We start from the raw sequence: 25793 nt of genomic DNA, 5'->3' as shown, positions 1-25793 counted from the left end.
CTGTAGCCGACTAAACAGGCTGTAACGGTATTTAGTCGGCATTTTTACAGGTTTGAGTCTCTGCAATCACTAAAGGCGCTGAAGAGGCTATCATCGAGGCACGTGGGTTATGAATAATGCGTGTCTGCTTTTAGTAAGCAGCTGAAGTCAGACTGATGAGAAAGGCTTTCTCATTGTCTAAATCATCACATCCGTTCTGAGCCTCATATTCCTGAAGGCAGGCGTGCGAAATGCTTTTTCATGCTGTCGGTCAGCTCAAAAATGCAATCGAGATGCCTGCACTTTTTCACGACCTGACTGCTTAAATGTGAATTGCCGCAGCTGCTGAAAAACTCAGTCATTCGTTTCACATCAAACAGCTCATCCTGTTCAGCAAGCAGAATTGTGACCGGAAAAGAGAGCTTTTTTAGTTGCCCTGAAGGATTTTTTTGTGTCAGAGCATTTGCCATGTTTACGCTGTACACCCCAACAAAATCAGGTCTTAAGCGAATAACCTCACTGGGGAAATTAAGCCTCACACCAGCGCGATGCCCTGATTTTATGGCACGTGACAGTTTTAACGAAAATGCCTGTTGAAACTGAGACTTAGCTATTAGATACGATCCTGCCGCGAGCTATTCGCTCAGGGCAGGCTAACCTCAGTACGAGTCACTGCCGGCAATAACGATAAGAGAATGCCACATCCAGATGAAAAACAATAAATCGCCTCATGACGGATAACGATCAGAGCCTGAATTATTTTCCACGTTAACGAGCCATGGCCTTTAAGCATGATATTAAGTTACGCTTAATTTAGCTGGTGAGCCAACGCAGTATAGATTTGATGGGAACGTCGATGGCGGTATCGAGGATTAATACCCGGAAAAAATAGGTTCAGAGATATTTTTCATGCGCGAAAAATAATGAATAACTGTCAGCAGGCTGATAATTTTTGCAGAGCCGGGTGATCTCAGAATCTCCGGAAGCGTTCTTAAAATCTGGCAAATTAGGTAAATTGAAAATCAGAAGTTAAACAATTCGATATTACCAACTGATCATTCCTTATGATACCGCTGGCAGGCTAACCGCTGAAGTGCAGTCAGGCAGACTGACTGCATTGGCTATCAAATGAACAGCAATGTCGCTCGCTCAATGCGTAATTTTACATTCATTATTTGACTGGATTAACTGAACAGGAAATTTTGCCCCTTAAAACAATAAGGGGCAATAAATTAATGATGGTTATTTGACTTTTTTCGTATTCTGGTATTTTTATTATTTGAATGCTTTTTGCACTCTGTACGCGAGACTTTGAATATTACATAATCTCGTCTGGTTTTCCCTGGTGTTGCATTGGTCTTTGATAACCTGACCGCCGGGCAATGAAAGTGCTTAGTGGTCAGGCACATTTTTATTATAAGACCTGTACGATATAATAAAAGCTGTCCTAAAGGGCAGGGGCAATAGTTTCATCATGTGATTATTGAGGGCGAGTTAATGAGTTCTGCTATTGATTTTTTTTTGCGTGATTATGATCAACTATCGGTTGAAGAAGCGAATGAGTTATACCGGCTCAGAAGAAAAACATTTCGGGATCGACTCGACTGGGAAGTCGAATGCATTGACGGCATGGAAAAGGACTTTTTTGACAATAAAAACACCACTTACTTACTGGGTGTGCACGACGGACAGTTGCTATGCGGTGCACGATTCATAGACTCGACCCAGCCGACGATGATGAGCGAAATTTTCCATAAGTACTTTTCAGCAGTGTGTCGTCTCCCTACCGATATGCCCTGCTGTGAAATTACTCGCCTGTTTTTAGACAAGGAACGACGTGACGCTGCAAAACTGGATGGTTTACCCGCCAGTAAAGCATTATTTCTTGCAATGATTATTTTTTGCATGAAGAAGAAATATACAGGGATGTACGCAGTGGTCAGTCGCGGCATGTATGCCATATTCCGTCACGCCAACTGGAAAACAGAGGTAATTCAAAAAGGGTTCTCCGAAAAGGGAGAAGATATCTACTACATTTTTATGCCTGCTAACAGTAACGTCATTGAGGATATCATCATCAAGGACAAACACTCTGACTGGCTTCGTGAAAAGCTACAGCACTTACGCCATCTTTGAATGAGTATCTGGCTCAGTTTTCCAGTAAGCGGAGTTCTGCGCCAAGTTTTATCGCGTGTCTTGCGTTATTAACACCGAGTTTTTTCATTACATTACCCATATGGAATTTTACCGTACGCTCCGCAATAGATAAAATAATAGCAATCTCAGCATATGTTTTGCCGTCGCTGACCCACTTAAGAATCTGTCGCTCACGCGGTGATAAAAAGGCATTCTTTTTCTGCTGATGTTGACTATACAGATTGAGCGTCTTCTGATGCAGATGAATAAGGAAACTCATGAATTTTGCACGATGTTTATCAATATCAAAATCAAATTCCTTTTTCCCAATAACAGATAACACAACCAGATTATTCAGGTAGTCATGCAGAGGAAATGTCTGTCCCCGATAAATGTTATATTGAAAACTTTCGTTGAAAATCCTGGTGAGGTTGTAACCTTCTGACAAAATAACTTCATTCTCCCAAAAGTAGTCTTCAACGCAGCGCAAACCACGGATAATGACGGGATCGATAAACTGATATTTCCTTTCAAGGTAAACATCAAACCACGCCGGGTTGTTGTTAATAATTTGCATCTGCGAAGGGTCTTTTTTATTCATAATAGCGTATGCATAGATAACACCCTGGTAATCCTCAAAGAACGCATCCAGTTCATCCTTGATTAACGAATTTATCTTTTGGTCGTTGTAGTAGGTATCCTTCACGTCAGTTGCTACCTTCAGGTTTAGTGGCTTACAAGTATAATCGGGTTCATAAACGACATTGAATCGTATGTTTACCCAACTCACTTATCGAAGTGACGACATCATACAGCAATATTCCACTCATTTCTGCCTTAAGACAGTGAGGACAGGATGGGTTCATGGGATTGCTGACGGTTATCGAGACGTTGACAGAACACCCTGATCGATGGGAATAGCCGAATAAGTGTTGAGAGTTCGGGATAATGCAGGCCTGTCTGAAGCGACAACAGCAACTTTCCTGACAAATCCCTGGTAAGGAAATGTCACAAGATAGTGCACAGGCAATAGATTATAAGAACCGTAACCGCTTGATAATCAGCACTTGTTTTGCGCATATACATCATTGCTTTATGCATTATCATTCAATCCCTGGTTTCAGGCATTCCCTGTAGTGAGGAAACGCCTGTTAATGTCAGTTGAAGACAGCAGACGCTGTGTTGATCTGTTTCATAGCTTGTATACATGTTTTTGGACGTTAATACCTATAGCCCGCATATTAACCAGCGCCCGGCTGGTCTGGATGAACAGAGCCATTAAAATTGTGGTTTTGTTATGCCAGATTGTGGCGAACATGACTAAGCAGGCGTGTTATTCTGCCAGACTGATAAAATGAGTTTTTTCAGTGCGTTGTATCAGACCGGTTCTCTTATGTTCGGATATGGCTCTGTCTTCAACAGGCGGGGATTAGGATCATGGATTTTCCAGCAGGTATTGACGCCTGACACACGCCTTTTAAACGAAGTGCTTCCTGGATTGCATCCTGTTTTTCTGATCCTGAGCAACTGCTGAACTTTCTTATTAACCCTCACCAACTTTGTAAAACAAGAATTATATAAATCGCTCCATCAGATATATCTACTTTCTGAGGGCAATAATATTAACGCTTCAGCCCACAGGGAATTGTTTCTTCGCTCCAGCCTGATGCAGGCTTTGAGCAATCACTTTAATGTGCGAGGATTTAAATTCACTTGTAGGGTCAAATCACTATTTAAAGTTAGAACCTGAAACACAAAACCTAATCTGGTATCTGCTGAATGAGTCTATCGACGACTTAATATCTTTGGAAGAACGTTCACAGGATGTGCCTTGAGTTTTCTGGCAGTTAAAACAGTGTTCTTGTGGCAGTAAAAGCTGAAAGGACTCACCTGCAGACGCAATGCTCAGCATCTGCAGGTGATGCTACGTTATTTACTGACTGGCGAAGCGTGAGTGTCAACTTCGATGTTTAACTCTTTTTTGCGCCCCATAACCAGCACCGCAATACCGCCGATGCCGCAGAGAATAGCCAGTGGCATCATTGCCAGCGTATGGCTGCCGGTCGCCTGATTAATGATGCCGTAAACGTTGACCATTAACCCTCCGCCAATCAGGTTCGCCATCGCACCGATAGCAGCCAGACCCGCAGCAGCGGTAGTGGAAGACATCCATCCCGACGCCAGCGCCCAGAAAGGTCCTTTCATTGAGTAGGCACCCATTAATACCAGTGACAGGATGACAACACTGCCGGTCAGGCTGTTGGTGATAAAGGCGGAGAGCAGACCACCTGCAATCAGGAACAGCGTTAACGCGGTATGCCAGCGACGCTCGCCGCTCCGGTCAGAACTTCTGCCCCATACAATCATCAGAATGGATGCCAGACCGTAAGGAATCGCATTGACTAAACCGGTTGTGAAGTTATCCAGCCCGAACGATTTCAGCAGTTGCGGAGACCAGACGCTCAGAGTTGATCCCGCCGCAGAAGCCCCCGCATAAATCAGTGCCATCACCCAGATATGCTTATGACGCAGTAACTGCCATAGCGAGATATGACCAATCGCTTTTTTCTTCTCGTTTTCTGCCTGAATAGTCGTGCTCAGCCACGCTTTTTGTTCCTGATTTAGCCAGCTGGCATCGGTCGGACGATTACTGAGTAAGAAGAAAGCGGCAATCCCCAGAATCACCGCCGGAATACCTTCCAGGATGAATAACCAGTGCCAGCCGCGCATGCCTAACCAGCCGTCGAGCGACAAAATCAGACCGGAGATAGGCGATCCTATAAAGTTTGCCGCCGGGATTGCCACCATGAATGTTGCAATCACACGCGCACGGTACTTGCCCGGGATCCAGTACGTCAGATAAAGAATTACGCCAGGGAAAAATCCTGCTTCAGCTGCACCCAGTAAAAAGCGCAATACGTAGAGCGTATTGGCACTTTCAACAAAAGCAGTGCAGACCGAAATAATGCCCCACGACACCATGATGCGAGAGATCCAGATCTTTGCCCCAATTTTCTGCATGGCGAGGTTACTGGGAACTTCAAACAGGAAGTAACCCACGAAAAACAGGCTGCTTGCAAAACCAAATACGGCTTTCGACAACCCTAAATCTTCGTTCATCTGTAACGAAGCCATTCCGATGTTGCCGCGATCGATGATGGCAATCAGATAACAGACAATCAGAAAGGGCAAAATGCGCCAGACCACCTTCTTAACGGTCTGCTGCTCAATATCAGCAGAGAATGTCGTGATGTGCTGTTTTTCAGACATGATGATCCTCACAATTTTGTCATCGGCTTAAGGGCAGTGGAGAAAGCGGCTTGTTGTACTCTGTAAAACAGTAATGTACTGAGTAAAACCATTATCATGATAAAATCTTGCCCCTGCCTGAGGATGTAATGAGGTTGTGTTATTTGTCACAAAAAAGTACATGGCAGTTTTGTTTTATGTGACGGATATGTCGTTAGCGGGGTAGCGTTCAGGGAATTTTTTACAAGTTACCAGAGATGCGCGATGGGCAGAAAGGTGAAGGCAATTTGACGGCTTATCGCGGATGGAAAGGTATTAACATCCGTAAAAGTTTGTCATGAGTGAGGCTGTCAAAGCTGGCTGAAGGGGGAACACATCCAGTGCAACGCCATAACAGTCTCGTTCCCAAAAATCCCTGACCGAAAATGGCGAGTCTCACCAAACGATATCCGATAACGTCATTCTTCACTGCTGAAAACGACAGGCGATATCATGAATTTTAAAATCTCAGGTCTGGATGCCGGGCCATTTACTCATCTTTTTGGACAGAGCGATAGCTATCTGAAAGAACACAACGCAATACGTCAAAAGGTGGAGTGCTATCCTGGTTATCCCGACAGAATCTCATTGTGTGATATTCCTGCAGGTGAAACCGCCCTTCTGATCAATCATATTTATCAGGCTGCAGACACACCCTATTTTGGCACGCATGCGATTTATGTCTGGGAGGGATGCACCCAACAAGGCATTTACCACAATGAATTACCTGAAGTCCTGCACAGCAGAGTGCTGTCATTACGTGCTTATGATGAAAAACACTTTTTAATAGAGGCAGATATAGCTGAGGGGGAATTTGCTGGAGATCTACTGAGTCGATTATTTGCCGATCCGCAGGTGAGTTATGTTCAGATACATAATGCGAAACGGGGATGCTATTCCTGTTGCGCTGAGCGTTGTGAATGAATGTTCAGAACCGGGCTTCAATCTACGCTGAAAAATGTCAGGGCAAGATATCGTGAAGTACCCTGCCCTGACATCAAAGATTAAGCACGTGCAGGATTAATTTTAAACACGCTTACGCTGGCAAGCAGCATTTCAGCCTGCGCTTGTAAAGCCTGCGCCGCAGCAGTGGACTGCTGAGAAAGCGCGGCGTTTTGCTGCGTGGCTGCGTCCATATGGGTGACCGCCAGATTAACCTGATCGATACCGACACTTTGCTCGTTACTGGCCGACGAAACGTTTTCAATCAGCTCACTGACCTGATGAATGCGTAAAATAATCTCTTCCATTGTCGTACCGGCATGTTGAACCAGTTCGTTGCCCTGCCCGATTGAATTCACAGAACGTTCGATCAGAATACGCACATCTTTCGCCGCTTTTGCTGAGCGCTGTGCCAGAGCACGGACTTCCGCCGCGACTACTGCAAAACCACGACCTTCGGCACCCGCACGCGCCGCTTCGACCGCAGCATTCAGGGCCAGAATATTGGTCTGGAAAGCGATACCATCAATGACTGTAATGATCTGGTTAATTTCGTTTGAGAACTGCTGGATTTCGCTCATGGTGTGGACGACTTTTTCCACCACGTTGCCGCCCTGACCCGCAATGGAGCGGGCATCATGTGCAATGCTGCTGGCATGAGAGGCGTTCTGCGCGTTATTTTTCACCACCGAAGTCAGTTCCTCCATGGAGGCTGCAGTTTCTTCAAGCGCGCCTGCCTGCGCTTCATTACGCGAGGAGAGTTCCTGGCTGCCCTGGGCAATCTGAACAGAGGCTGAGGCGATGTTCTCCGTGCCGGTGCGAACGCCAGAGACGATGGAAGTCAGGCTGATATTCATTTCTCGCAACGCCGTCATCAGCTCTGCGGTTTCGTCGCGTCCGCTGGGGCGAATCACGGTCTGCAGATCGCCTGAAGCCACTGTGCGCGCAATGTTGACAGCTTCGCGCAATGGATGGGTAATGCTGCGGATTAACCAGGCAGTGATTAATACGCCGGAAAGCAAAATACCCGCCATCGCGATCCATAAGGTCATGCGGGTTTCCTGATACTGGGCGAGATTTTGCGCCGTCATCTGTTCATTGAGCTTCTGAGCATGTGCCAGCGTACGATGAACCACGTCATCAATCATTTTGGTCGGCTCACGATCGATGCCATTGACCTGACCATCAACCAGCTGGGCGCTGGCGAGGTTTTGGATGTCGTAGTTTTGCAACGCAACCAGGTATTTTTGTCTGAGCTGAGCGTGTAGCTCGATCGTCTGTTTCACCTGGGTCGTATCCATCCCCAGTTCGGGTTGCAGTATCAGCAATTGATGGAGTAGCGCCTGAGTTTTATCACTCTGCGCCAGGAAGGCCGCTTTGTATTTTTCGAAAACACGCATGCCTTGTGTGCCGCGTAACAGGGTGTTTTTCCACTCCTGTACCTGAATTTTAAACTGAACCTGTGCATTACGTGCAGTATCAATGCTCTCCGCGACACGCGTTTCGCTTGCCATGATGTCGGTATTTTTCTGCAAAGCCTGAGTATTCAGGGTAATGCCTCGCAAACCGACAAGCAGGGTCGCCAGTAGCAGGATGGCGGCCATCACACTGAGTCTTTGCCCTATCGTAAAATGATTAAGTTTCATATTTTTTCCGTGGTGAAAACAATCAATGCCCCGGCAGATCCCGGTACAACAATTATCGACGCGGTAAAGCATGGACTTTATGGCTGAGCAAGTCCTGAGGGCTTTTTTTATGCAGTAAAATTCTTCTAATGCTGATGTAACTGACATCTGGACTATTAACTAAAAATTCTGTCGCGGGCTGTCCCGGCGGCGTTAGTCTACTCAGCGATTTTCTTAATAGGATAAGAAACGAGGGGTTTGATCTCTTTAAGCACAAACATGCTCTGCATTTCTTTAATGCCTGGCAATCTGCGTACCACTGACATTGCGAAATCAGCATAGGAGTCCAGATCCGATGCTACAACCTGTAGCAGAAAGTCGGCATCTCCACCGATGCTATAGCAGGCCACCACGTCCTCCAGCGCAGTCACTTCTTCTTCGAACTTTCTGGCCTCGGCCTCACTATGACTGTCAATGACGACCCGAATGAAAACCATCACGCCCAGACCGATTTTCTTGCGGTCAAGAACAGCACGATAGCCCTGAATCACTTCTTCTTCCTCAAGCCTGCGCACTTTGCGCCAGCAGGGAGAAGCTGAGAGGTTTATCTTTTCTGCCAGAACCTGGTTAGTGACGCGAGCATCGTCCTGTAAAATCTCGAGGATTTTCATATCTGTCGGACTTAGGGTCATAGTCGGAAATTCCTTTCGTTATAGCACTGATAAAGGGTAATTATTACCTCAAAATCAGTATTGAGTAAATGATATAGGTAACAATTTTCCCGCTTATTGCGACATAATATATTTACTTTTTCAACGTGTTATTACGAATAGCAAAAGTGGAAAACTTAATTCAGATTGAGTGTATGTCGTGATCTTATTTTAAATAAATCACGGACAGACCATTTTTTTAAATTATTAAACCTCCTCTCTCTTCAAATAATATTATGAAAGGAAGAATTATGTCAGATATTGCTCTGATAATATCTTATATGACTGCACTCGGTTTAGCCGCCGCAATTCCGGGGCCGGGAATGACCGCATTAGTCGCTCGCAGCGTGAGTGGTGGTGCGGTAGCTGGCTTTACCATGCTGGCTGGCCTTATTCTCGGGGATTTAATTTATTTATCTGTTGCGGTGTTTGGCCTGGCAGTGATGTCTCATAGCTATACCGCCGTCTTCACGATGATTAACTGGGCTGCCTCACTCTATTTATTTATGCTTGCATGGCAATTCTGGTGCCATCAGCCTCGGGCAATAAATATTGACCAGAAAGCGACAAAACGAGAACTGGCGTCAGCCTGGTTTTCAGGGCTGACCATCACGCTTGGCAACCCTAAAACCATCGCTTTCTATCTGGCGATACTGCCTCTGGTTATCTCTCTGGATAATGTCTCGCTACAGATTTGGGGAGGAATTCTGGTTCCACTTACCGTGTTCGTGCTGTTAAGTGTTGGTGCGGTTTTTATTCTGGCCGCGCTCAGAATTCGTCATCTTCTGACCAGTGCAAAAGCGCAGAGACTCGTTTTCCGGTCAGCCGGAGCCATTATGATGCTGGCTGCGGCTGGGATGGTGGTAAAGACGCTTTAAGTTCATTACCGGCTGTTATGGATCAACTCCTTCCGACCCTGCATGTCAGGCGAAACCACAGGCAACCCTGCACTTCGCATCTATAATTCAGTGACTCAGGCCTATGCACTCGTCCATGTTAAGACGCTCATCATTAACAGAATTAAGGAAGCCTCATGATCTTATCACTCGAAAATCAGGTTGCGCTGGTTACCGGCGCCAGCTCAGGTCTCGGCTATGCCTGTGCAGAAGCACTCGCCAAAGCTGGTGCCGGTGTGGTGGTTAACTACCACAGCCAGGCGGAACCTGCCGAAGAACTGGTTGACAAAATCCGTGCAGACGGTGGACGCGCCATTGCGGTAAAGGGTGATGTCTCAAAGGAAGCTGACGTAGAAAATCTCTTTGCTCAGACGATTGCTGAATTTGGCAGGCTGGATATTCTGGTGGCGAACTCAGGGCTGCAGAAAGATGCGCCTTCCATTGAGATGTCGCTTGCAGACTGGAATACCGTCCTGGATGTGAATCTCACCGGACAGTTCCTTTGCGCTCGGGCTGCGCTGCGTCAGTTTCGTGACCAGGCGCACCGCCCGGAGATCAGCCGGGCTGTAGGTAAGATCATTCACATGAGCTCGGTGCATCAGCTCATTCCCTGGGCCGGACATGTTAACTACGCTGCCTCAAAAGGCGGGGTTGATTTACTGATGAAAAGCCTGGCACAGGAAGTGGGTGAAGACCGTATACGCGTAAACTCAGTCGCACCTGGCGCTATCGCAACCGCTATTAACGAAGAAACCACTCAGGGCGAAGCGGGCAAAGCGCTGTTAAAACTCATCCCTTACGGACGTATCGGTGCGGCGGAAGATGTGGCGAATGCGGTGGTCTGGCTGGCCAGTGACCTTTCCGACTATGTTCACGGCACCACACTGTTTATTGATGGCGGAATGAGTCTTTATCCCGGATTCCGCGATAATGGCTGAGTCATAAGTCACTGTACCAGGTGGGTGATCGACTGATTGGAAACCTGTTGGTGGAACCTCTATCCGGAACGGGAAGTCCGGATTACGCGCTCCCGCTGCCGCAAATGAGACGCCAGCAGGCTGGGCAGTCTAGCCTGTGTCACATTGGCTTCGTTCCAGTTAAACGGAAAAGCACCGCTCAAATCCCACTGGCATCAGGACGGAGCAAACGCGCCCGGCAGACCTCCAGAATCTCATCAGCGAGTCCGGAACCATCCGGACAGGCTCGCGAAAGCATCAATGCACCAACAAGCTGCGCAATGGTATTTATCAGCTCTGCCCGCGTGACATTTTGGGATTTCAGGATGGCAATCTGTCGTTCAATCCCGGCCGCAAATGTCTCGCGGATTGATTCAGACTGCCGGGCTGCATCGGTGCCCAGAGCCGACATCACGCACCCCTTTCCCATGTCATCGCGATGCTGACGGGAAAGGTAGTACTCAATAAACGCTTCCCGACTTACCCCTTCGGTTTTTTCTGCCGACTGCGTGAAACCACAACTCATCGCTTCAGCTAACAAATCCGCTTTCGACCCAAAATGCTTGTAAAAACCGCCATGTGTTAACCCGGCGGCTGACATCAGTTCAGCGACGCCTACCCCATCGTAACCACGCTCACGAAAAAGCTCTGACGCCGTTTCAACGATCCGCAACCGGTTTTCGCGAACCTGCTCTTTAGACACTTTCATGTTTTTTTCCTCCTGAAACAGAACCCAAGCATACATTGATGATGATCATAATCAAACAAGTTGACTTTAATGATTATGATCATCATCATTAAATCAGTTATTCCTCCAAACCCTATTACAAGAGCATACTCAGAATGAGCCAAAAACGTGTAGCACTGGTGACCGGCGCCTCTTCTGGCATTGGTGAAGCCTCTGCGAACAAACTTTTAGCAGCGGGTTATAAAGTGTATGGCACCAGCCGTCGTGGCGAACAGGCGAGTAAACAGCCCTTTCCATTACTCACTCTTGATGTGACTGACGACGTTTCGGTAGAGGGTGCTATTTACGAATTGATGCAGCTTGAGGGTCGAATAGACCTGCTGGTGAACAACGCAGGCTTTGGCGTCGCTCCGGCAGCGGCGGAAGAGAGTTCTGTCGAACAGGCGCAGCATATCTTCGACACAAACTTCATGGGTATCGTCAGGCTGACACGCGCCGTACTGCCTTACATGCGTCGCCAGGGCAGCGGGCGCATCATCAATATCGGTTCCATTCTGGGGATCGTGCCACTGCCCTATGTCGCACTCTATGCGGCCAGTAAACATGCGGTCGAGGGGTATACAGGCGCACTTGATCATGAACTACGCACCCAGGGCATCAGGGTTTCTGTCATTGAGCCGGCATACATAAAAACGCAGTTTGAAGTCCACAATATCGAACCGGATGCGAAGCTTGAAGAGTATGAACTCATCCGGGCTAAGTTGAAGAAAGTGGTCGGTAAGGCAATGGCTGAAGCGGAAAGTCCGGAGGTCGTGGCTGCGGTGGTGCTTAAAGCGGCCCAGTCCTCACGGCCAAAAATACGCTACACGGCGGGAACGCTCGCAGCAAAACTGAATTTCGTCCTCCGCTTTGCGCCTGCAACCCTGCTGGATAAGGTCGTGCGGAACAGCCTTCAGCTCGATACGAGAATCTGAAAATGAAATTTTCGGAACGGGCTACGGTCTGGGTGTTATTGGAGAGGATGAATAAATGAAAACCAGCATGATGAAAGCCTTTACGTTTAAACGCTACGGAAAATCACCTGAGCTGGGATTTGATAATGTGGATTACCCTAGCCCCGGTCCCAATGAAATCCTGGTGAAAGTTTATGCTGTGGGTCTGAATCCCATAGACAACATGATCCCTACGGGAATATTCAAACCGGTTTTACATTTTAAACTTCCAGCGACTCTGGGCAGTGATCTGGCGGGTGTGGTTATTGCAACAGGAAGTCAGGTAACGCGTTTTAGTCCGGGTGATGAAGTGTTCGCCAGCATTTTCGACAGGGGCAACGGCTCACTGGCCGAGTTTGCCCTGGTCCCTGAAAGTCTCGCGGCCATCAAACCTGAAAATCTGGATTTCGTTCAGGCTGCTTCGCTCCCGATGGTCAGCCTCACCGCCTGTCAGGCTTTCACAGAGAGAGCCCGTCTGCGGCCAGGGCAGAAGGTGTTCATTCCGGCAGGTTCGGGAGGAATTGGCAGCTTTGCGATTCAGCTGGCGAAATATCTTGGCGCAAAGGTCGCGACGACGACCAGTTCAGCTAATGTGGAGTGGGTCAGTCAGCTGGGCGCAGATCAAGTCGTTGACTATAAAAAGCAGGAATTCGAAAACGTGCTGAGTGGCTTTGATCTTGTCCTCGGCACGCTTCGGGGTGATTCGATTGAGAAATCTATGAACATCCTCAAGCCAGGCGGAAAAATAGTCTCTCTGATAGGGCCTTTAGACGTTAATTTTGCGCGTACCAGACAACTCAATATCGTTCTGCGGATGATATTTGGCCTGATGAGCCGCAGGATTTTGCGACTGTCAAAAAAGCGCGGTCTGGATTATTCCTTTCTTTTTGTTCGTCCTGATGGCAACCAGCTGGGGCAGATGAGCAATTTAATTGAAGCTGGAAAAATCAGGCCAGTGATCGACCGTGTGTTCCCTTTTGCAGAAACTCAGGATGCTCTTAACTGGCTTCAACAGGGACATGCAAAGGGTAAGGTCGTGGTTAAAATTCATCATGAATAACAACCAGGATTTACATCAGAAATGGAAATAATCATCAGCGCCTGGCGATAACGTCTGAAATCCGGATGCCGGGCCTTCTCACTCAGTACCTGCTCTCCATGTTCCACTTTCCTCATGTGCTCTGTGCTAATGTTGGCGTAAACCAGTTTCCGCACTGAGGATTACAACATGTCTGCCTTTTATAAACTCACAGCCACCAGCCTGAACGGCCAGCCTGTACCGATGTCCGACTTCGCTGGCAAGATCGTGCTGGTCGTTAACACCGCCAGTCACTGTGGATTCACGCCACAATACGCCGGCCTTGAAACCCTCTACAAAAAATATGCCGATCAGGGGCTGGTGGTACTGGGTTTTCCCTGCAATCAGTTTGGGAATCAGGAACCTGGCGGAGCCGACGAAATTGCGCAGACATGCCACATTAACTACGGGGTAAGTTTTCCGATGTTTGGCAAAGTGAATGTCAATGGCACCTCAACGCACCCGATTTTTCATTACCTGAAAGATGAATTACCCGGCGTTTTGGGTGGTCGTATTAAGTGGAATTTCACTAAGTTTCTGATCGGGCGCGACGGTAAACCGATTAAACGATTTGCCCCAACCACCACGCCGGAGAAAATGGAAGCCGCCATTCTTGCTGCCCTTTGAGGGCATGGCTGTGGCGGGTGACCATCAACCAGGAGGATGAATTAACAATGTTCAGGCTCCGACATTTATTATCCCTCGTCTCCTTCTCGCTCGGGATATTTTGCCTGCCGGTATCAGCGAATACTCAGATCCTACTCACTCCGCAACTCACTGCCTGCGAAAGCCAGAATGGTCTGGATGGTCAAAGCGGTTCCCCTGATGGTCAGAATGGCAGGAATGGCGTTTCTGGCACCGATTGTCTGAATGGCGGCAACGGCGGCAATGGAGCTTCAAATGGAGGCCGTGGCGGGAATGGTGGCGACGGTGCTGGTGCAGAACCCGGCACTCAACACCATCACCATAAGCACTATAAAAATACGAACAGGGATGCTAACGGAGGAAATGGTGGTAACGGCGGATCGTCCGACAACTCACCAGGTGGGAAAGGCGGAAACGGCGGAAACGCGGGCCCTGGCGGGTCTGGTGGTCTGGGTGGTCGCGTAGGCCAGTACGGAAGTCCGGGGATAAGCAGCGCTTAGTCGTCAAAGTCAGTCATGCTGTTATGGGGAACGGGTTCGCTAACTGTCAGGGAAGGCTGAGATATTCATGCAGTCATCAGGGATTAATAACCCTCTTCAATCTGTCTGATTAGTGATTTCAATTTATTGAAATCGTTTTAGCAATAACCAGCGCCAGTAAAATAAAGGAGATAAATATGCAGTCAGTACACCTCATGGGTGAGGCATATGAGCCTCATGTGACACGGGAGGATGGGAAGCTGACCTACTTACTGCCTGTCGATTCTGGTTTTATAAGCTATAACTTTGACTTTGAGATCAGCCGGGACGATCTTGATATTCTGCTTTCCGATGATTACAGACGCGCGGTTCTCGAAATTACTGCGCATACCTTGCTTCAGCGCTCGACGCTAAAAGGTTATGACCGATTTACCCAGAAAGACTTCGATAAACTGATTGTAAATACACTTCACTCAGCATCAGATTTCCTTCAGACATTTATTTCTGCAATAAACCGTGAACATCACATTGGTATTGAGCATTACGTGAAAGAGATTATGGACCGACGTTCTGCTTCACAATGAATACACATCATTGCATAGAACACATTTATAGTTTTCCGAAGAGATAGCGACTGCCTCTTCAGAAGAGATAGTCAGCGCCCGGCGATAGCGCTTCACCTGAACATTCAGGTAAAAAGGAGGTTTCACAGAATGAGTTGTAAGTACTGTCAGGATCTCTGTGTTAAATACATTATTCGAGAACCTCGCCAGTTGAGCCGGGCTATACGTATTGCACATAACGCGCTTAAAGAGGAGATAATTTCCGAAGTTACAACCACCATTAACTGGAATCAGTTTACCTTTACAGAATGTGCTGAACAGATGATTTGGGGGGATATCGTTGATTACCATTTCGCCTGTAATCATTGCGGAACCACGTTCGTGCTGGGAGCTGAAACCTATCATGGCAGTGGGGGTTACTGGTCTCCCGAAAGTGAAAAACCTGCAGAAATAATAAACTGACGCAATATGATTTTACGCTGCGGACTGACTTTTGACTCTGAACAGTAAAGATGGGCCAGAACAAATCTAAGGGTATAAATATCAGTCTTAGACACATTCTTATCGGGGGAGCGTCTTAATGAGTCCAAACCCTCCCTGCCATGCCATTAAGCCATCCCCCATCACTCGACGAAAATCTCCTAAGCAATCATCCCGCCATCAATGACCAGCTCGGTGCCACTGATATAGCTGCTTTCATCTGAAGCCAGAAACAGTGCCGCAGCCGCTACTTCCTCAGGGTGTCCCAGCCGCTTTGCCGGGATCCGGGCGGTCAGCGTCTGCCTGACTTCATCGCTGGCCCGGTCAAACATCGGCGTGTTGGTAGGACCAGGACTCAGCGTATTAACCCTGATGCCGCGCGGTGCCAGCTCGCTATTCCAGGTGCGTGCATAAGACCGTACCGCAGCCTTGCTGGCGGAATAGCTGCCATAACCGGGATTCGCTATCGCGCCTGCAACGGAACCCACCAGCACGATACTGCCGCCCTCACCCATCAATCGCACCGCATGCTGCACCGTCAGCACCATGGCTCGCACATTCAGATTAAAAGCGCGATCGATGTGTTCTTCCGTGGTTTCCTCCAGGCTGGCCGGTTCAGACACACCTGAAGAGTTAACGAGGATATCGAGGCGACCCGCTTGGGTGCCAAGGGTTTCGAACAGACGCGCAAGGTCGTCTGTGCGGGTGATATCGCCCTGAATGGCCTCGACCTGACCGCCGATCAGTGCGACTGCCTCAGCCAGCTGTGCTTCCCGCCGGCCGGTGATAAACACGCGTGCACCTTCCTCTGCAAAACGACGAGCGACAGCAAGGCCGATACCGCTATTACCCCCGGTGACAAGGGCGACTTTTCCACTCAGTTTCATCATTGCGACTCCGGATAGAGGTTAGACACCTGATGGTATATTTATTATATTTAGTGTCAATTACGCACCTGATGTACACCAGATATCCTCAAGGAAACCTCATGGCTACTGACATCACTCAGCTACTGGCCGAGATCAACAGCACCCGCCCTGTCCTGGAACAGGTAGCGAATAAGTGGTCGGTTTTAATCCTCACCGTATTGTGCTCTCAGCCTTCGCGTTTTAATGCCATCAAGCGCAGGCTAGACCCCATCACCCATAAATCTCTGACAGAGGCATTACGCCGGCTGGAACGCAACGGACTGGTGAGCCGCCGCGTGATTGCTTCATCGCCAGTGGCGGTCGAATATGCGATTACGCCGCTGGGCCGGACATTGCAGGAGCCTTTTGTCGCGCTGGTGAACTGGGCAAAGCAACATGGAGGCGCCATGGAACAGGCACAGGCGGGTTATGATGAAGGGCGGGATGACGAAGAATCTGCATGAACTTAGCCTGAGCACCGTTCCTGTATGATAGCGCAGGGTGATGAGCAGATAAGTTCAGGATAAGCCTGACAGGAGTGAAAGCGGAGACCCGCCATCATATACAACGGCTACTCCGCTGCTGGCTCAAAAAACTGATAAGAACCATCACGTCGTGCTTTAGCCTGGTACATCGCCTTATCTGCGTTTTCGAATAACATTTTGGCCGTTGCTGTCCCGAAGCGGGCAAGGCTGATACCAATCGCCGCGCCAATACGAACATCCATATTATCGATGGCGAAAGGTGCCTGCAGACTGTCAATAATCCGCAGGGCAATCGCGGATGCGGCTTCGTGATTGCTGCATTTAGCAGCCACGACAAACTCATCGCCACCCAGACGCGCCACTGAATCGCCCGGACGCATACAGTGTCGCAGCCGTTCACTGACCTGTTGCAGCAGGGCATCGCCAGTCGCGTGACCCATCAGGTCGTTCACCGCCTTGAACCCATTCAAATCGATAAACATCACCGTGGTATACGCCTGATCGTCTGCCTGCGCCAGCATGAATCCCACCTTCTCGTTAATCCAGGCACGATTGTGCAGCCCGGTCAGCGTGTCCAGGGTTGCCAGCTTCTCAAGATTACGCATCCGTTCTTTGTCCCGCGTGATATCGCGCGATACCAGCACGGCACCAATATTTTTTCCTGAATTAGGATTGATGACGCCACAGGCTTTGGTACCCAGTGAGATGTAATGGCCGTCGCGATGCAGTTTGCGCACCTCAACAACATCCGGCAGTACCCCGCCGCTGAAGATACATCCCAGCGCTTCGGTGGCTAATTCGCGGTCATCCGGGTGCAGGAAATCCACCACCAGTTGCCCCACAACCTCTTCGGTGGTCCAGCCTATGATTTCGCTGTAAGAGGGAGAAATTGATACGTATCTGCCTTCCGCGTCACAATGGGCAATCAGATCGGTACTGTTTTCAATCAGAAGGCGATATTCCGCCGCCGTGCGCAGCGCATCTTCCAGGGCTTTACGCTGCCCGGTCACATCCAGAATAAAGCCGTTGTACTGCAGATGGGAGGTGCCAGGCTGGCAATCCGGCAGGCCGGAAACAAGGACCCGACGCGTCTTGCCATCCAGACAATGGATCGGCACTTCAATATGGAAAGGCGTCAGCAATTCCAGGGCTGCAGTCAGCTGCAGCGCGATCTTTGCATCGTCGTCAGCCTGCGCCAGACTTAGCCATGAACTCAGCGTCACGCCCTTAAGTTCAGGCATCAGACCCGCAGGAGTTTCCTGACTGGCGATGCAGATCCCCTGGGCATCCGTAGACCAAACAGCGGTAAAAGAAGGTTTGATCATTGGGTTCATGGCGGCCGGCTCCGACGTTGCTGACGATTTTAAATAAGTTCAATACACGTCGCTACAGACCTGATTATAACCGTTAATGCCTGCCTGTAGCTGAGGGAGGCTATGCATAAAGGTTCAGTATTGCGGGCCGTGATAAATGCTGGCGGAAACTGAGGCCTTTCCGGCAGCGGTTTCTGAGGTGCCCTCTCCTGTGGCATTACGCAAAGCTGTCAGGCTGCAGTATCAGAAGTATTAGCCTGTTTATATCGGCTCATCGGGGCATAATCTTTAATCACAGCATATTGTCTGAGGGCTGTGAACCATGAAACCGGCTGAACATCGCTGCTTCAGTAAAGCCCTGCGGGTTTTGGGGGGCGCTCAGTGATAACATTCCCGCTGGCTGAATGACGGGGAAAAAATAGCCGGGCCGAAAAAGGCTATGATGCTGTCAATTAATTGCGCCTCACAATTTGTTAATTTTTTTACTCATAGATGATGTGCTGACAGAGAGAGCCATCTGAGCCATTCTGAAAATTCCTTCAGGGCTGTGACGATTTAATAGCAGGAAAGATGTATAAAAACGCCTTTAAAACAGAATAATAATGGCGCTTAGCCTGTAAAAAAACTGCACATCGTGGCGCATTTCTATTCTCAGAGCAGCAGTAAAAAGCCCATCAAAAATTTCTCTCGACTCGCCTCCAGCTTAATCTTTCCTTAAGAATAATCCTATAACATCCCCGCTGTATTAGCCCATGTTGGGCTTTTCCGGAGTATCACCCTATGCAAAATAACAACACAGCTTCTCACGCTCTGAGTAAAGTGCCGGCCGTTACCGCGGCGTTCTGGTTGACCAAAATCGCTGCGACTACCCTGGGTGAAACCGGCGGCGATGCGGTGACGATGTCGATGAATCTCGGTTACCTGACCGGAACACTGATTTTCGCCATTATCTTTCTGGTCGCTGTCGTGGTGCAGATCAATCGCAACAGCTTCAATAAATGGATCTACTGGTTCACCGTCGTGGCAACGACCACCGTCGGTACAACGATGGCAGACTTTGCCGATCGCTCACTGAACATTGGTTATCTGGGCGGTACGCTGCTGCTGAGCACTCTGCTGATCCTCTCTCTTTTCCTCTGGAAAATGACCTGTGGAACGGTTGCAGTGAGTTCGGTAAGCAACGGTGTTACTGAGAGTTTTTACTGGGTCACCATTATGTTTTCTCAGACACTGGGCACCGCATTGGGTGACTGGACGGCAGACAGCGAAGGCCTGGGTTACGATGGCGGGATCCTGCTGTTTGTCGGCGCGTTGGCGATCATCTGGGCGGCAAGTCGCTTTACCTCCCTGTCACGCACCGCGCTGTTCTGGGCAGCCTTTATCCTGACCCGGCCACTGGGTGCCGTTGTCGGTGACTTCCTGGATAAACCCCTTGCTTCGGGCGGACTCGCACTGAGCCGCTATGGCGCCTCGCTGACGCTGGCACTGATCATCATCGCTTTTCTGGTGGTCCTGCCACAGCGCCCGGCAATGAAGACCGCCACCGCGAATTAAAAAGCGCTATAGGAAGAATTACAGGTCACACTTATTCTTAAACGTAGTCAGGGCCGCCAGTGATGGCGGCTTTTTTATTATCTGATCTGTGATCGTCCGCGCAGGCTGTTAAATCAGGCTGGCCGCTCGATGGAAACGATACGCCCTTCATGTGCAGCAGAGAGGACGGGCAGACTTTCTGCTGGCTCCTGCATTTTCACCCGAAATGCCGTGTTGCTGGCATCAAGAAAAACGGTTCTAAGATGCCGGTTGCAGATAAACCAGATTTCGTCGCGGTCATTTGAAAGAATGTAATAAGCATCCGAGGTTTCAGAGGGGTTAAAGCAGCCCAGCGCGCGATAAGCGGTCTGCGGGGTAAAGCCACTGGAAAGCGGCAGCGGCCGGGGGCCATGCGCTAATTCTTCGATCCTGAGGTAAAGTCCCTGTTCAAGCCACAGCATAGTGTCACATCCTGGATGGAGAGGAATCGGGCTGAGCATGCCGGCTGGCTTACAGGTAATAAAAATGCCCGTTTACCGACCAGCTCAGGCAATGGGTAATTTTTCTGACATTCAGAAGCGTTATCCTGATCTGAGCATAGCAGCGGTGTGTTGTTATGCTTTTTTATCTTTGTCTGGCCCCTGCTACTCAAGCCGGCTGGCAATCAGCCGTAGTTGTTCTGCAATCTGCTTTAAATCTCGCTGCTGTTGTCCGGCGATACCGGTCGAGCTGCGCACCACCAGCTTTGCCGGCAGAATTGAGGAGGAACGCTGCTCATCCTGCTCACTGGCCAGTAACAGACGCGCAACCGCCTCTTTGCCCTGCAAATCGAGATCCAGCGACACCGTGGTCAGCGCCGGATGGAAAAAGGCACTTTCATAGGTGTCATCATAGCCAATCACCGAAATCTGCCCAGGCACCGCCACACCGCGCTGATGCAGCGCACTCAGCACACCCAGCGCCATCTGATCGTTGCCCACCAGCAGTGCACTGAACTCCGGTGCTTCACGCAGCAGTTGCAGCACGCCATTATAACCACTCTGCGCATCCCAGTTACCGTGGCTGATGCTGACCGGCTTCAGACGGTAGCTTTCCAGCGTGTCGAGCCAGCTCTTTAAGCGCAGCCTGGCGGAGACCGACTGCTCAGGACCCGCCAGTAGTGCAAACTCGCGATGCCCCTGCTCATAGAGATATTTAACGCTGGCACGTGTGCCATCAGCCGGGTTAAACGAAACGTTAAACACTGCGCTGTAGGGATCAACATCAAGGAACAGACAGAGAATATCGTCGTTCTCCTGCACAACCTGCTCAGCAGCGCTGCTCTCCAGCGGGACATTGATGATCACTTTATCTACCCGCTGAGACTTCAGCTCATTGATGCAATCCTGCAAACTTTGATTGACGTTCTCATTAATCATCGCGATCAGCACCTGGTAGTCCGCAGCATTCGCATAACGTTTAACCGCAGCGGCCACCTGGGAGGGCGCATGCAATGCCAGCGACGTCGTTACCAGACCCAGTGTTGTGCTCTGCTTGCCCACCAGCTGCTGCGCCAGCCGGTTAGGCACGTAGCGCAGCGTCTCAATTGCGTGTTCCACCTTGCGACGCGTTGATTCCGAGACGTTTGCTGACTTATTCAGAACCCTTGATACCGTCTGATACGACACGCCAGCATGACGGGCGACATCCTCTAAGGTGGCATTTTTTGATTTCATAATTCGCATCCCTGATTACCGATGGCGGAATGTTATCACAGCCCTGATGTCAGCCAGACTACTGCAGTCACATTGCGCGAATAAAAAGCAAAAGTAATACCTTCACATTGTGAAATTTGGTGATCTGATTCACTAATCGTTACAGATTGCGTCACTTTATTTGCAGTGCATCACACATTATCGCGATTTTATTTGTCACTCATCCGACAAAAGGCGTTTACTGCCGCTGTCATGTGAACGTATTACAAATAAAATTGAGGATAACATGGAAACAAGGTTACGTACTGCTGCTGTGGCGCTTGCTGCGGCCCTGACCTCCCCGACGCTCTATGCCGCCATCGACAACATCGATTTCCATGGCTATCTACGTGGTGGCGTGGGCGTCTCACAGGATGGCGGTATTGAGGAGTATCAAAAGAACAAGGTTGGACGTCTCGGCAATGAAGCCGACACTTATGGCGAGGTTGAGCTGGGCAGCGAAGTCTACAAAAAGGATGATGTCAGTTTTTACGTCGACACCATGGTCAGTATGTTCTCCGACGGCTCAAACGATAACGAAACCACCTTCGGCGATGATGCGCAGTTTGGCCTGCGTCAGCTCAACCTGCAGATCAAAGGACTGGTACCGGGTGATAAAGATGCGGTGATCTGGGGCGGTAAACGCTACTATCAGCGTCACGATCTGCACATCATTGATACCAAGTACTGGAACATCTCGGGATCAGGTGCCGGTATCGAAAACTACACGCTCGGTCCGGGCGCTATCTCCTTTGCCTGGATTCGTGGCGATGCGAATGACGTGGATTACCGTGTCGATGGCGACAACGACGTCAACATTAACTACCTCGATCTTCGCTATGCCGGCTGGAAACCCTGGAACGGTGCCTGGACCGAATTTGGTATCGATTACGCCATGCCAAACACCACCAACAAACAGAAAGAATATGGTGGCCTGTATGACGCAGATAACGGCGTCATGCTCACCAGTGAAATCAGTCAGGACATGTGGGGCGGCTACCAGAAGCTGGTGTTCCAGTACGCCAACAAAGGTCTGGCGCAGAACATGATTTCGCAGGGCGGCGGCTGGTATGACATGTGGAATGATACTCAAAACGCCACTGGCTACCGCGTGATTAACACCGGTCTGCTCCCAATCACCGATAAGTTCTCCCTGAATCAGGTCTTTACCTGGGGATCGGCGGACGATATCACCGCGCAGACCAGCAAAAGCACCCTGCTGTCGCTGGTGGGTCGTGGTCAGTATCAGTTTACGCAGTATGTTCGCGGCATCGGCGAAGTCGGCAGCTTCTGGCAAAAAGATGAGAATAAGGTGGGCAGCTACTACAAACAGGCGGGTCAGAAATATACGCTGGCCCTGGGCCTGGCAGCCGGTCCTGAATTTATGTCACGTCCGGAACTGCGTCTGTTTGCCTCTTACCTGAATGACTCAGAAGATGGACACAGCTTCAAAGACAACACCAGTAATAACACCTGGAACTTCGGCGTACAGGTCGAAGCCTGGTGGTAATCGAGCAGTCTCCTCATTGTGATCGTTGCTAAGCTCTTATGCAGGGGCTTATTTGGATAACCGGCGATGGTTATCCATTTTTTTTATTCGTATTTCACTGGCGGCTGTTACTCCGGTTTAAAGAAACGTTCTTCCAGCAGCTGACGCAGCTGGTCAGACTGCTTACCAAAGATCGCATGCACCTCATGCCCCAGGATCACCACGCCAATCGCGCCTGCCTTCTGTAATCCCGCCGTATCTACCGCCTTCAGCGACGTCACCTTTACCCGCAGCCGCGTTAAACAGGCATCCACCTGCTGAATATTGTCACGCCCGCCAAAACAGTTCACCAGACGCTCCAGTAGCGCGCTGTCTACCTCAAGCTCTTCCACCGTCAGCTGCTGCCGACTGAAATATTGCTTAAATGATTTCAGACTCACCATGTTGTTCTCCTTCAGATAATAAAAAGGCGGGCTGCTGCCCGCCACTCACCACTGATAAACGAAAACGCGGGATACATGCCCGGGACTGCTCACTGAATATACACGCTTCCTGCACCCATCCTGCAATCAGGCTCAAAAAAAACCTGCCCTACATCAACAGTAAAACCCAGCTATTCCTACAGACAATGCCCGGTCTCAAAAGCGATGGGGGCATATGCCTGTAGCAAAGCATCACGGGCCAGAGACGGCCCGTACTGAGCGGGCAGGGATGCCATCTTTTGCGCCTTTGCGGAAGGCATATGCCCCCTGAGCATGTGCTCAGACTGCCAGAAAGCGCCAACATCCCCCCTGAGCCAGCGCTCATCATTGCTCCAGAAGCACACTCAAAACCCGACATCCCCACGGCCCCAGCATCAGCGTTCCCCCTACACCCGAGCCATCGATTAAATCCCTTAACCCGGCAGGCAACGACACCTGCTGCGCCTGCCCCGTAAAGTTCTGCACAAACAGAAAAGCCTGCTCACCATCAGTACGGCGTTGTACCACCACGCCTGGCGGCAGCTCAGTCGCCAGCGCACGCGGCAATCCCAGCTGCTTAATCAGCGCACCATAAAAATCCCGATGGAACGGCAGATCATTACGCGACGCGATATACCAGGCTTTACCCTCACCGACCCGATTCACCGTCACCGCAGAGGTTCCGGCATAAAAATCACTCTCGTAGCTGGCCAGCGCCGTGGCCCCTTCCAGATGAATATGCTCGCAAAGCTCCCGCGCCTGATATGGCCCACTCAGACCCAGCTCATTGCCGCGCACCCCGCGCACGCCGTTACACTCCCCATCGGTCAGACTGTCAATCTCTTCTGACCAGATGCCGAGCAGCGGCCGCAGCGGACCCGGGAATCCTCCCAGATAACAGAGATCGCTCTCATTCACGATGCCGCTCCAGTAGCTGGCCACGAAATGCCCGCCCCGCTCAACATGCGCTCCTGCTCGCGCGGCAAAACCGCCGCGCACCATATAGAGCATCGGCGCTATCACCAGATCGTAACCGCTGAGATCGCTATCGCCGTTAATCACATCTACCGCAACGCCCTGTTCCCAGAAAGCACGGTAGTGCTCGTTTACCGTACGCTCATAATGCAGACCAAGATTGCGTGGACCCTGCGCATTATCCATCGCCCAGCGACTCTCCCAGTCGAAAATAATCGCAACGCGCGCCTCAACCCGACTGCCCATCACCGGCGTCATCGCTGCCAGCATCCGGCCCAGCTCACTCACTTCACGCCCGGTTCGCGTATCAATATGACCGACATGATCGACCACCGCACCGTGAAACTTCTCGACCGACCCCCGACTCTTGCGCCACTGGAAATACTGCACCGCGTCCGCACCATGCGCCACTGCCTGCAGTGAAGAGAGAATATGCATCCCCGGCTTCTTCAGCTTACTGGTTGGCTGCCAGTTCGTTGAGCCCGGCGTCGATTCCATCAATACAAACGGTTTACCCTGCTTCAGGGTGCGCATCAAATCGTGGTACATCGCGGTGTAACAGGCGAGCGTGGTCTCATCCTTCTCGTTGTGCCACATCGGGTAGCTGTCCCAGGAGATAAAATCGAGCGCCGGTGCCAGCTTCCAGTAATCGTAGTCGTAGAAATACTCCATGAAATTGGTGGTCGCGGGCAGATCGGGATTCGCCTGTTTCAGCGGCTTAATCTCCTCCCGACAGAAGTCAGTGACCTGATCGGTCATAAACCGCCGCCAGTCCAGATTCAGACCATGAATCGACATTTCGCCCTGCGGAGCAGGCGACGCAATCTGTAACCACTCTGTGTAGGTATGACTCCAGAAATCACTCCACCAGGCGAGATTCAGCTTCTCCAGCGTCTCATAGCGACGCTGCAGCCAGCCGCGAAAGGCCTGCTGACAGCGATCGCAATGACACTCACCACCATACTCATTTGAGATATGCCAGCCGACCACCGCCGGATGATGCGCGTAACGCGCGGCCAGGCGGCTATTCATCGCCTGCACTTTCTGGCGATAAACCGGCGAGGTCATACAGTGGTTATGACGGCCACCGTGCAGTGCATGAACGCGATCGCGCCCCACGCGCAACACCTCCGGATACGCCTGCGACATCCAGGCAGGCCTGGCCCCGCTCGGTGTGGCGAGAAACACGGAAATCCCCTGCAGCCACAACGTATCGATCACCTCATCCAGCCAGCCAAACTCATAGCGCCCCTCTTCCGGCTCCAGCTTCGCCCAGCTGAAAATACCCACTGACATCACGTTACAGTTCGCCTGCTTCATCATCGCGACGTCGTCATCAATAATGCCCGGCTGGTGCGCCCACTGTTCCGGATTGTAGTCAGCACCATGCAGCAGCCGGTTAACCCGGGCGCTCAGCGGGGGAAATTTATTCATACCTG

The 25793-nt window shown here is 50.2% G+C and carries 24 protein-coding genes; 12 read left to right on the top strand and 12 right to left on the bottom strand.

Annotation, left to right across the window (positions count from 1 at the left end):
* Positions 1-203: 203 nt before the first annotated feature.
* Entirely contained in the window at positions 204-449 is a 246-nt protein-coding gene (locus tag FA92_RS20610) for a hypothetical protein (protein WP_051926574.1), read from the bottom strand.
* Between the two features lie 1027 nt (positions 450-1476).
* Between FA92_RS20610 and FA92_RS20605 the strand changes: the two genes are divergently transcribed.
* A complete protein-coding gene (locus FA92_RS20605; protein WP_033785168.1) occupies positions 1477-2115 on the top strand; it encodes an acyl-homoserine-lactone synthase in 639 nt (212 codons plus the stop codon).
* A gap of 13 nt (positions 2116-2128) precedes the next feature.
* Here FA92_RS20605 and FA92_RS20600 read toward each other — a convergent pair whose 3' ends face one another.
* Both FA92_RS20600 and FA92_RS20595 read right to left on the bottom strand, forming a co-directional pair.
* On the bottom strand, positions 2129-2821 hold the full coding sequence (locus FA92_RS20600; RefSeq protein WP_013196114.1) for a LuxR family transcriptional regulator: 693 nt from the start codon (positions 2819-2821) through the stop codon (positions 2129-2131).
* A gap of 1223 nt (positions 2822-4044) precedes the next feature.
* A complete protein-coding gene (locus FA92_RS20595; protein ID WP_033784975.1) occupies positions 4045-5385 on the bottom strand; it encodes an MFS transporter in 1341 nt (446 codons plus the stop codon).
* 471 nt (positions 5386-5856) lie between these two features.
* Here FA92_RS20595 and FA92_RS20590 point away from each other — a divergent pair, with 471 nt between their 5' ends.
* Positions 5857-6327, top strand: a complete 471-nt coding sequence (locus tag FA92_RS20590; RefSeq protein ID WP_033784974.1) for a DUF1203 domain-containing protein — start codon at positions 5857-5859, stop codon at positions 6325-6327.
* 80 nt (positions 6328-6407) lie between these two features.
* Here FA92_RS20590 and FA92_RS20585 read toward each other — a convergent pair whose 3' ends face one another.
* Complete coding sequence (locus FA92_RS20585; protein ID WP_033784973.1) at positions 6408-7991, bottom strand: methyl-accepting chemotaxis protein; 1584 nt, start codon at positions 7989-7991, stop codon at positions 6408-6410.
* Positions 7992-8188: 197 nt separating this feature from the next.
* On the bottom strand, positions 8189-8662 hold the full coding sequence (locus tag FA92_RS20580) for an Lrp/AsnC family transcriptional regulator (RefSeq protein WP_013196109.1): 474 nt from the start codon (positions 8660-8662) through the stop codon (positions 8189-8191).
* Positions 8663-8931: 269 nt separating this feature from the next.
* Between FA92_RS20580 and FA92_RS20575 the strand changes: the two genes are divergently transcribed.
* Together FA92_RS20575 and FA92_RS20570 are read left to right on the top strand one after the other, a co-directional pair.
* On the top strand, positions 8932-9558 hold the full coding sequence (locus FA92_RS20575; RefSeq protein WP_013196108.1) for a LysE family translocator: 627 nt from the start codon (positions 8932-8934) through the stop codon (positions 9556-9558).
* 155 nt (positions 9559-9713) lie between these two features.
* Positions 9714-10514 carry an SDR family oxidoreductase gene (locus tag FA92_RS20570; RefSeq protein ID WP_013196107.1) on the top strand — a complete coding sequence of 267 codons (801 nt, stop codon included), beginning with the start codon at positions 9714-9716 and terminating at the stop codon, positions 10512-10514.
* A 178-nt stretch (positions 10515-10692) separates the two neighbouring features.
* On the opposite strand, the gene FA92_RS20565 is transcribed toward FA92_RS20570, so the two are convergent.
* Positions 10693-11241 (bottom strand): TetR/AcrR family transcriptional regulator, encoded by a 549-nt coding sequence (locus FA92_RS20565; RefSeq protein WP_033784972.1) that lies wholly within the window; start codon positions 11239-11241, stop codon positions 10693-10695.
* Between the two features lie 134 nt (positions 11242-11375).
* On the opposite strand from FA92_RS20565, the gene FA92_RS20560 reads away from it, so the two are divergent.
* The 5 genes from FA92_RS20560 (at position 11376) to FA92_RS20540 (ending at position 14998) form a co-directional block, all read left to right on the top strand.
* Positions 11376-12194: an oxidoreductase gene (locus FA92_RS20560; RefSeq protein ID WP_033784971.1), complete on the top strand. Its 819-nt coding sequence runs from the start codon at positions 11376-11378 to the stop codon at positions 12192-12194.
* Positions 12195-12249: 55 nt separating this feature from the next.
* Positions 12250-13272, top strand: coding sequence for an NADP-dependent oxidoreductase (locus FA92_RS20555; protein WP_033784970.1), 1023 nt, complete (start codon positions 12250-12252; stop codon positions 13270-13272).
* A gap of 168 nt (positions 13273-13440) precedes the next feature.
* On the top strand, positions 13441-13917 hold the full coding sequence (locus FA92_RS20550; protein ID WP_033784969.1) for a glutathione peroxidase: 477 nt from the start codon (positions 13441-13443) through the stop codon (positions 13915-13917).
* A 273-nt stretch (positions 13918-14190) separates the two neighbouring features.
* Entirely contained in the window at positions 14191-14400 is a 210-nt protein-coding gene (locus tag FA92_RS23380) for a hypothetical protein (protein WP_156105733.1), read from the top strand.
* A 211-nt stretch (positions 14401-14611) separates the two neighbouring features.
* Positions 14612-14998, top strand: a complete 387-nt coding sequence (locus tag FA92_RS20540) for a hypothetical protein (protein ID WP_033784967.1) — start codon at positions 14612-14614, stop codon at positions 14996-14998.
* A gap of 620 nt (positions 14999-15618) precedes the next feature.
* Here FA92_RS20540 and FA92_RS20530 read toward each other — a convergent pair.
* A complete protein-coding gene (locus FA92_RS20530; protein ID WP_013196099.1) occupies positions 15619-16347 on the bottom strand; it encodes an SDR family oxidoreductase in 729 nt (242 codons plus the stop codon).
* Between the two features lie 98 nt (positions 16348-16445).
* Here FA92_RS20530 and FA92_RS20525 point away from each other — a divergent pair, with 98 nt between their 5' ends.
* On the top strand, positions 16446-16829 hold the full coding sequence (locus FA92_RS20525; RefSeq protein ID WP_033784966.1) for a helix-turn-helix domain-containing protein: 384 nt from the start codon (positions 16446-16448) through the stop codon (positions 16827-16829).
* A gap of 107 nt (positions 16830-16936) precedes the next feature.
* Here FA92_RS20525 and FA92_RS20520 read toward each other — a convergent pair whose 3' ends face one another.
* Positions 16937-18184, bottom strand: coding sequence for a sensor domain-containing diguanylate cyclase (locus FA92_RS20520; protein WP_013196097.1), 1248 nt, complete (start codon positions 18182-18184; stop codon positions 16937-16939).
* A gap of 759 nt (positions 18185-18943) precedes the next feature.
* Between FA92_RS20520 and FA92_RS20515 the strand changes: the two genes are divergently transcribed.
* Positions 18944-19717, top strand: a complete 774-nt coding sequence (locus FA92_RS20515) for a membrane protein (RefSeq protein WP_013196094.1) — start codon at positions 18944-18946, stop codon at positions 19715-19717.
* 113 nt (positions 19718-19830) lie between these two features.
* Here the strand turns inward: FA92_RS20515 and FA92_RS20510 are convergent, their stop codons facing one another.
* Positions 19831-20157 carry a hypothetical protein gene (locus FA92_RS20510; RefSeq protein ID WP_013196093.1) on the bottom strand — a complete coding sequence of 109 codons (327 nt, stop codon included), beginning with the start codon at positions 20155-20157 and terminating at the stop codon, positions 19831-19833.
* 183 nt (positions 20158-20340) lie between these two features.
* Positions 20341-21411 carry a LacI family DNA-binding transcriptional regulator gene (locus FA92_RS20505; RefSeq protein ID WP_033784965.1) on the bottom strand — a complete coding sequence of 357 codons (1071 nt, stop codon included), beginning with the start codon at positions 21409-21411 and terminating at the stop codon, positions 20341-20343.
* A gap of 265 nt (positions 21412-21676) precedes the next feature.
* Here FA92_RS20505 and FA92_RS20500 point away from each other — a divergent pair, with 265 nt between their 5' ends.
* Positions 21677-22939, top strand: a complete 1263-nt coding sequence (locus tag FA92_RS20500) for a maltoporin (RefSeq protein WP_033784964.1) — start codon at positions 21677-21679, stop codon at positions 22937-22939.
* 107 nt (positions 22940-23046) lie between these two features.
* Here the strand turns inward: FA92_RS20500 and FA92_RS20495 are convergent, their stop codons facing one another.
* The gene (locus FA92_RS20495) at positions 23047-23361 is read right to left on the bottom strand and encodes a glucose PTS transporter subunit EIIB (protein WP_033784962.1); all 315 of its coding nucleotides are present in this window, start codon (positions 23359-23361) and stop codon (positions 23047-23049) included.
* A 363-nt stretch (positions 23362-23724) separates the two neighbouring features.
* Positions 23725-25788, bottom strand: coding sequence for a beta-galactosidase (locus tag FA92_RS20490; RefSeq protein WP_033784961.1), 2064 nt, complete (start codon positions 25786-25788; stop codon positions 23725-23727).
* Positions 25789-25793: the final 5 nt, after the last annotated feature.

This window comes from Pantoea sp. 9140, from assembly GCF_000745295.1.
Lineage (GTDB): Bacteria > Pseudomonadota > Gammaproteobacteria > Enterobacterales > Enterobacteriaceae > Pantoea > Pantoea vagans.
This window is presented reverse-complemented; position numbering and strand designations above follow the sequence as displayed.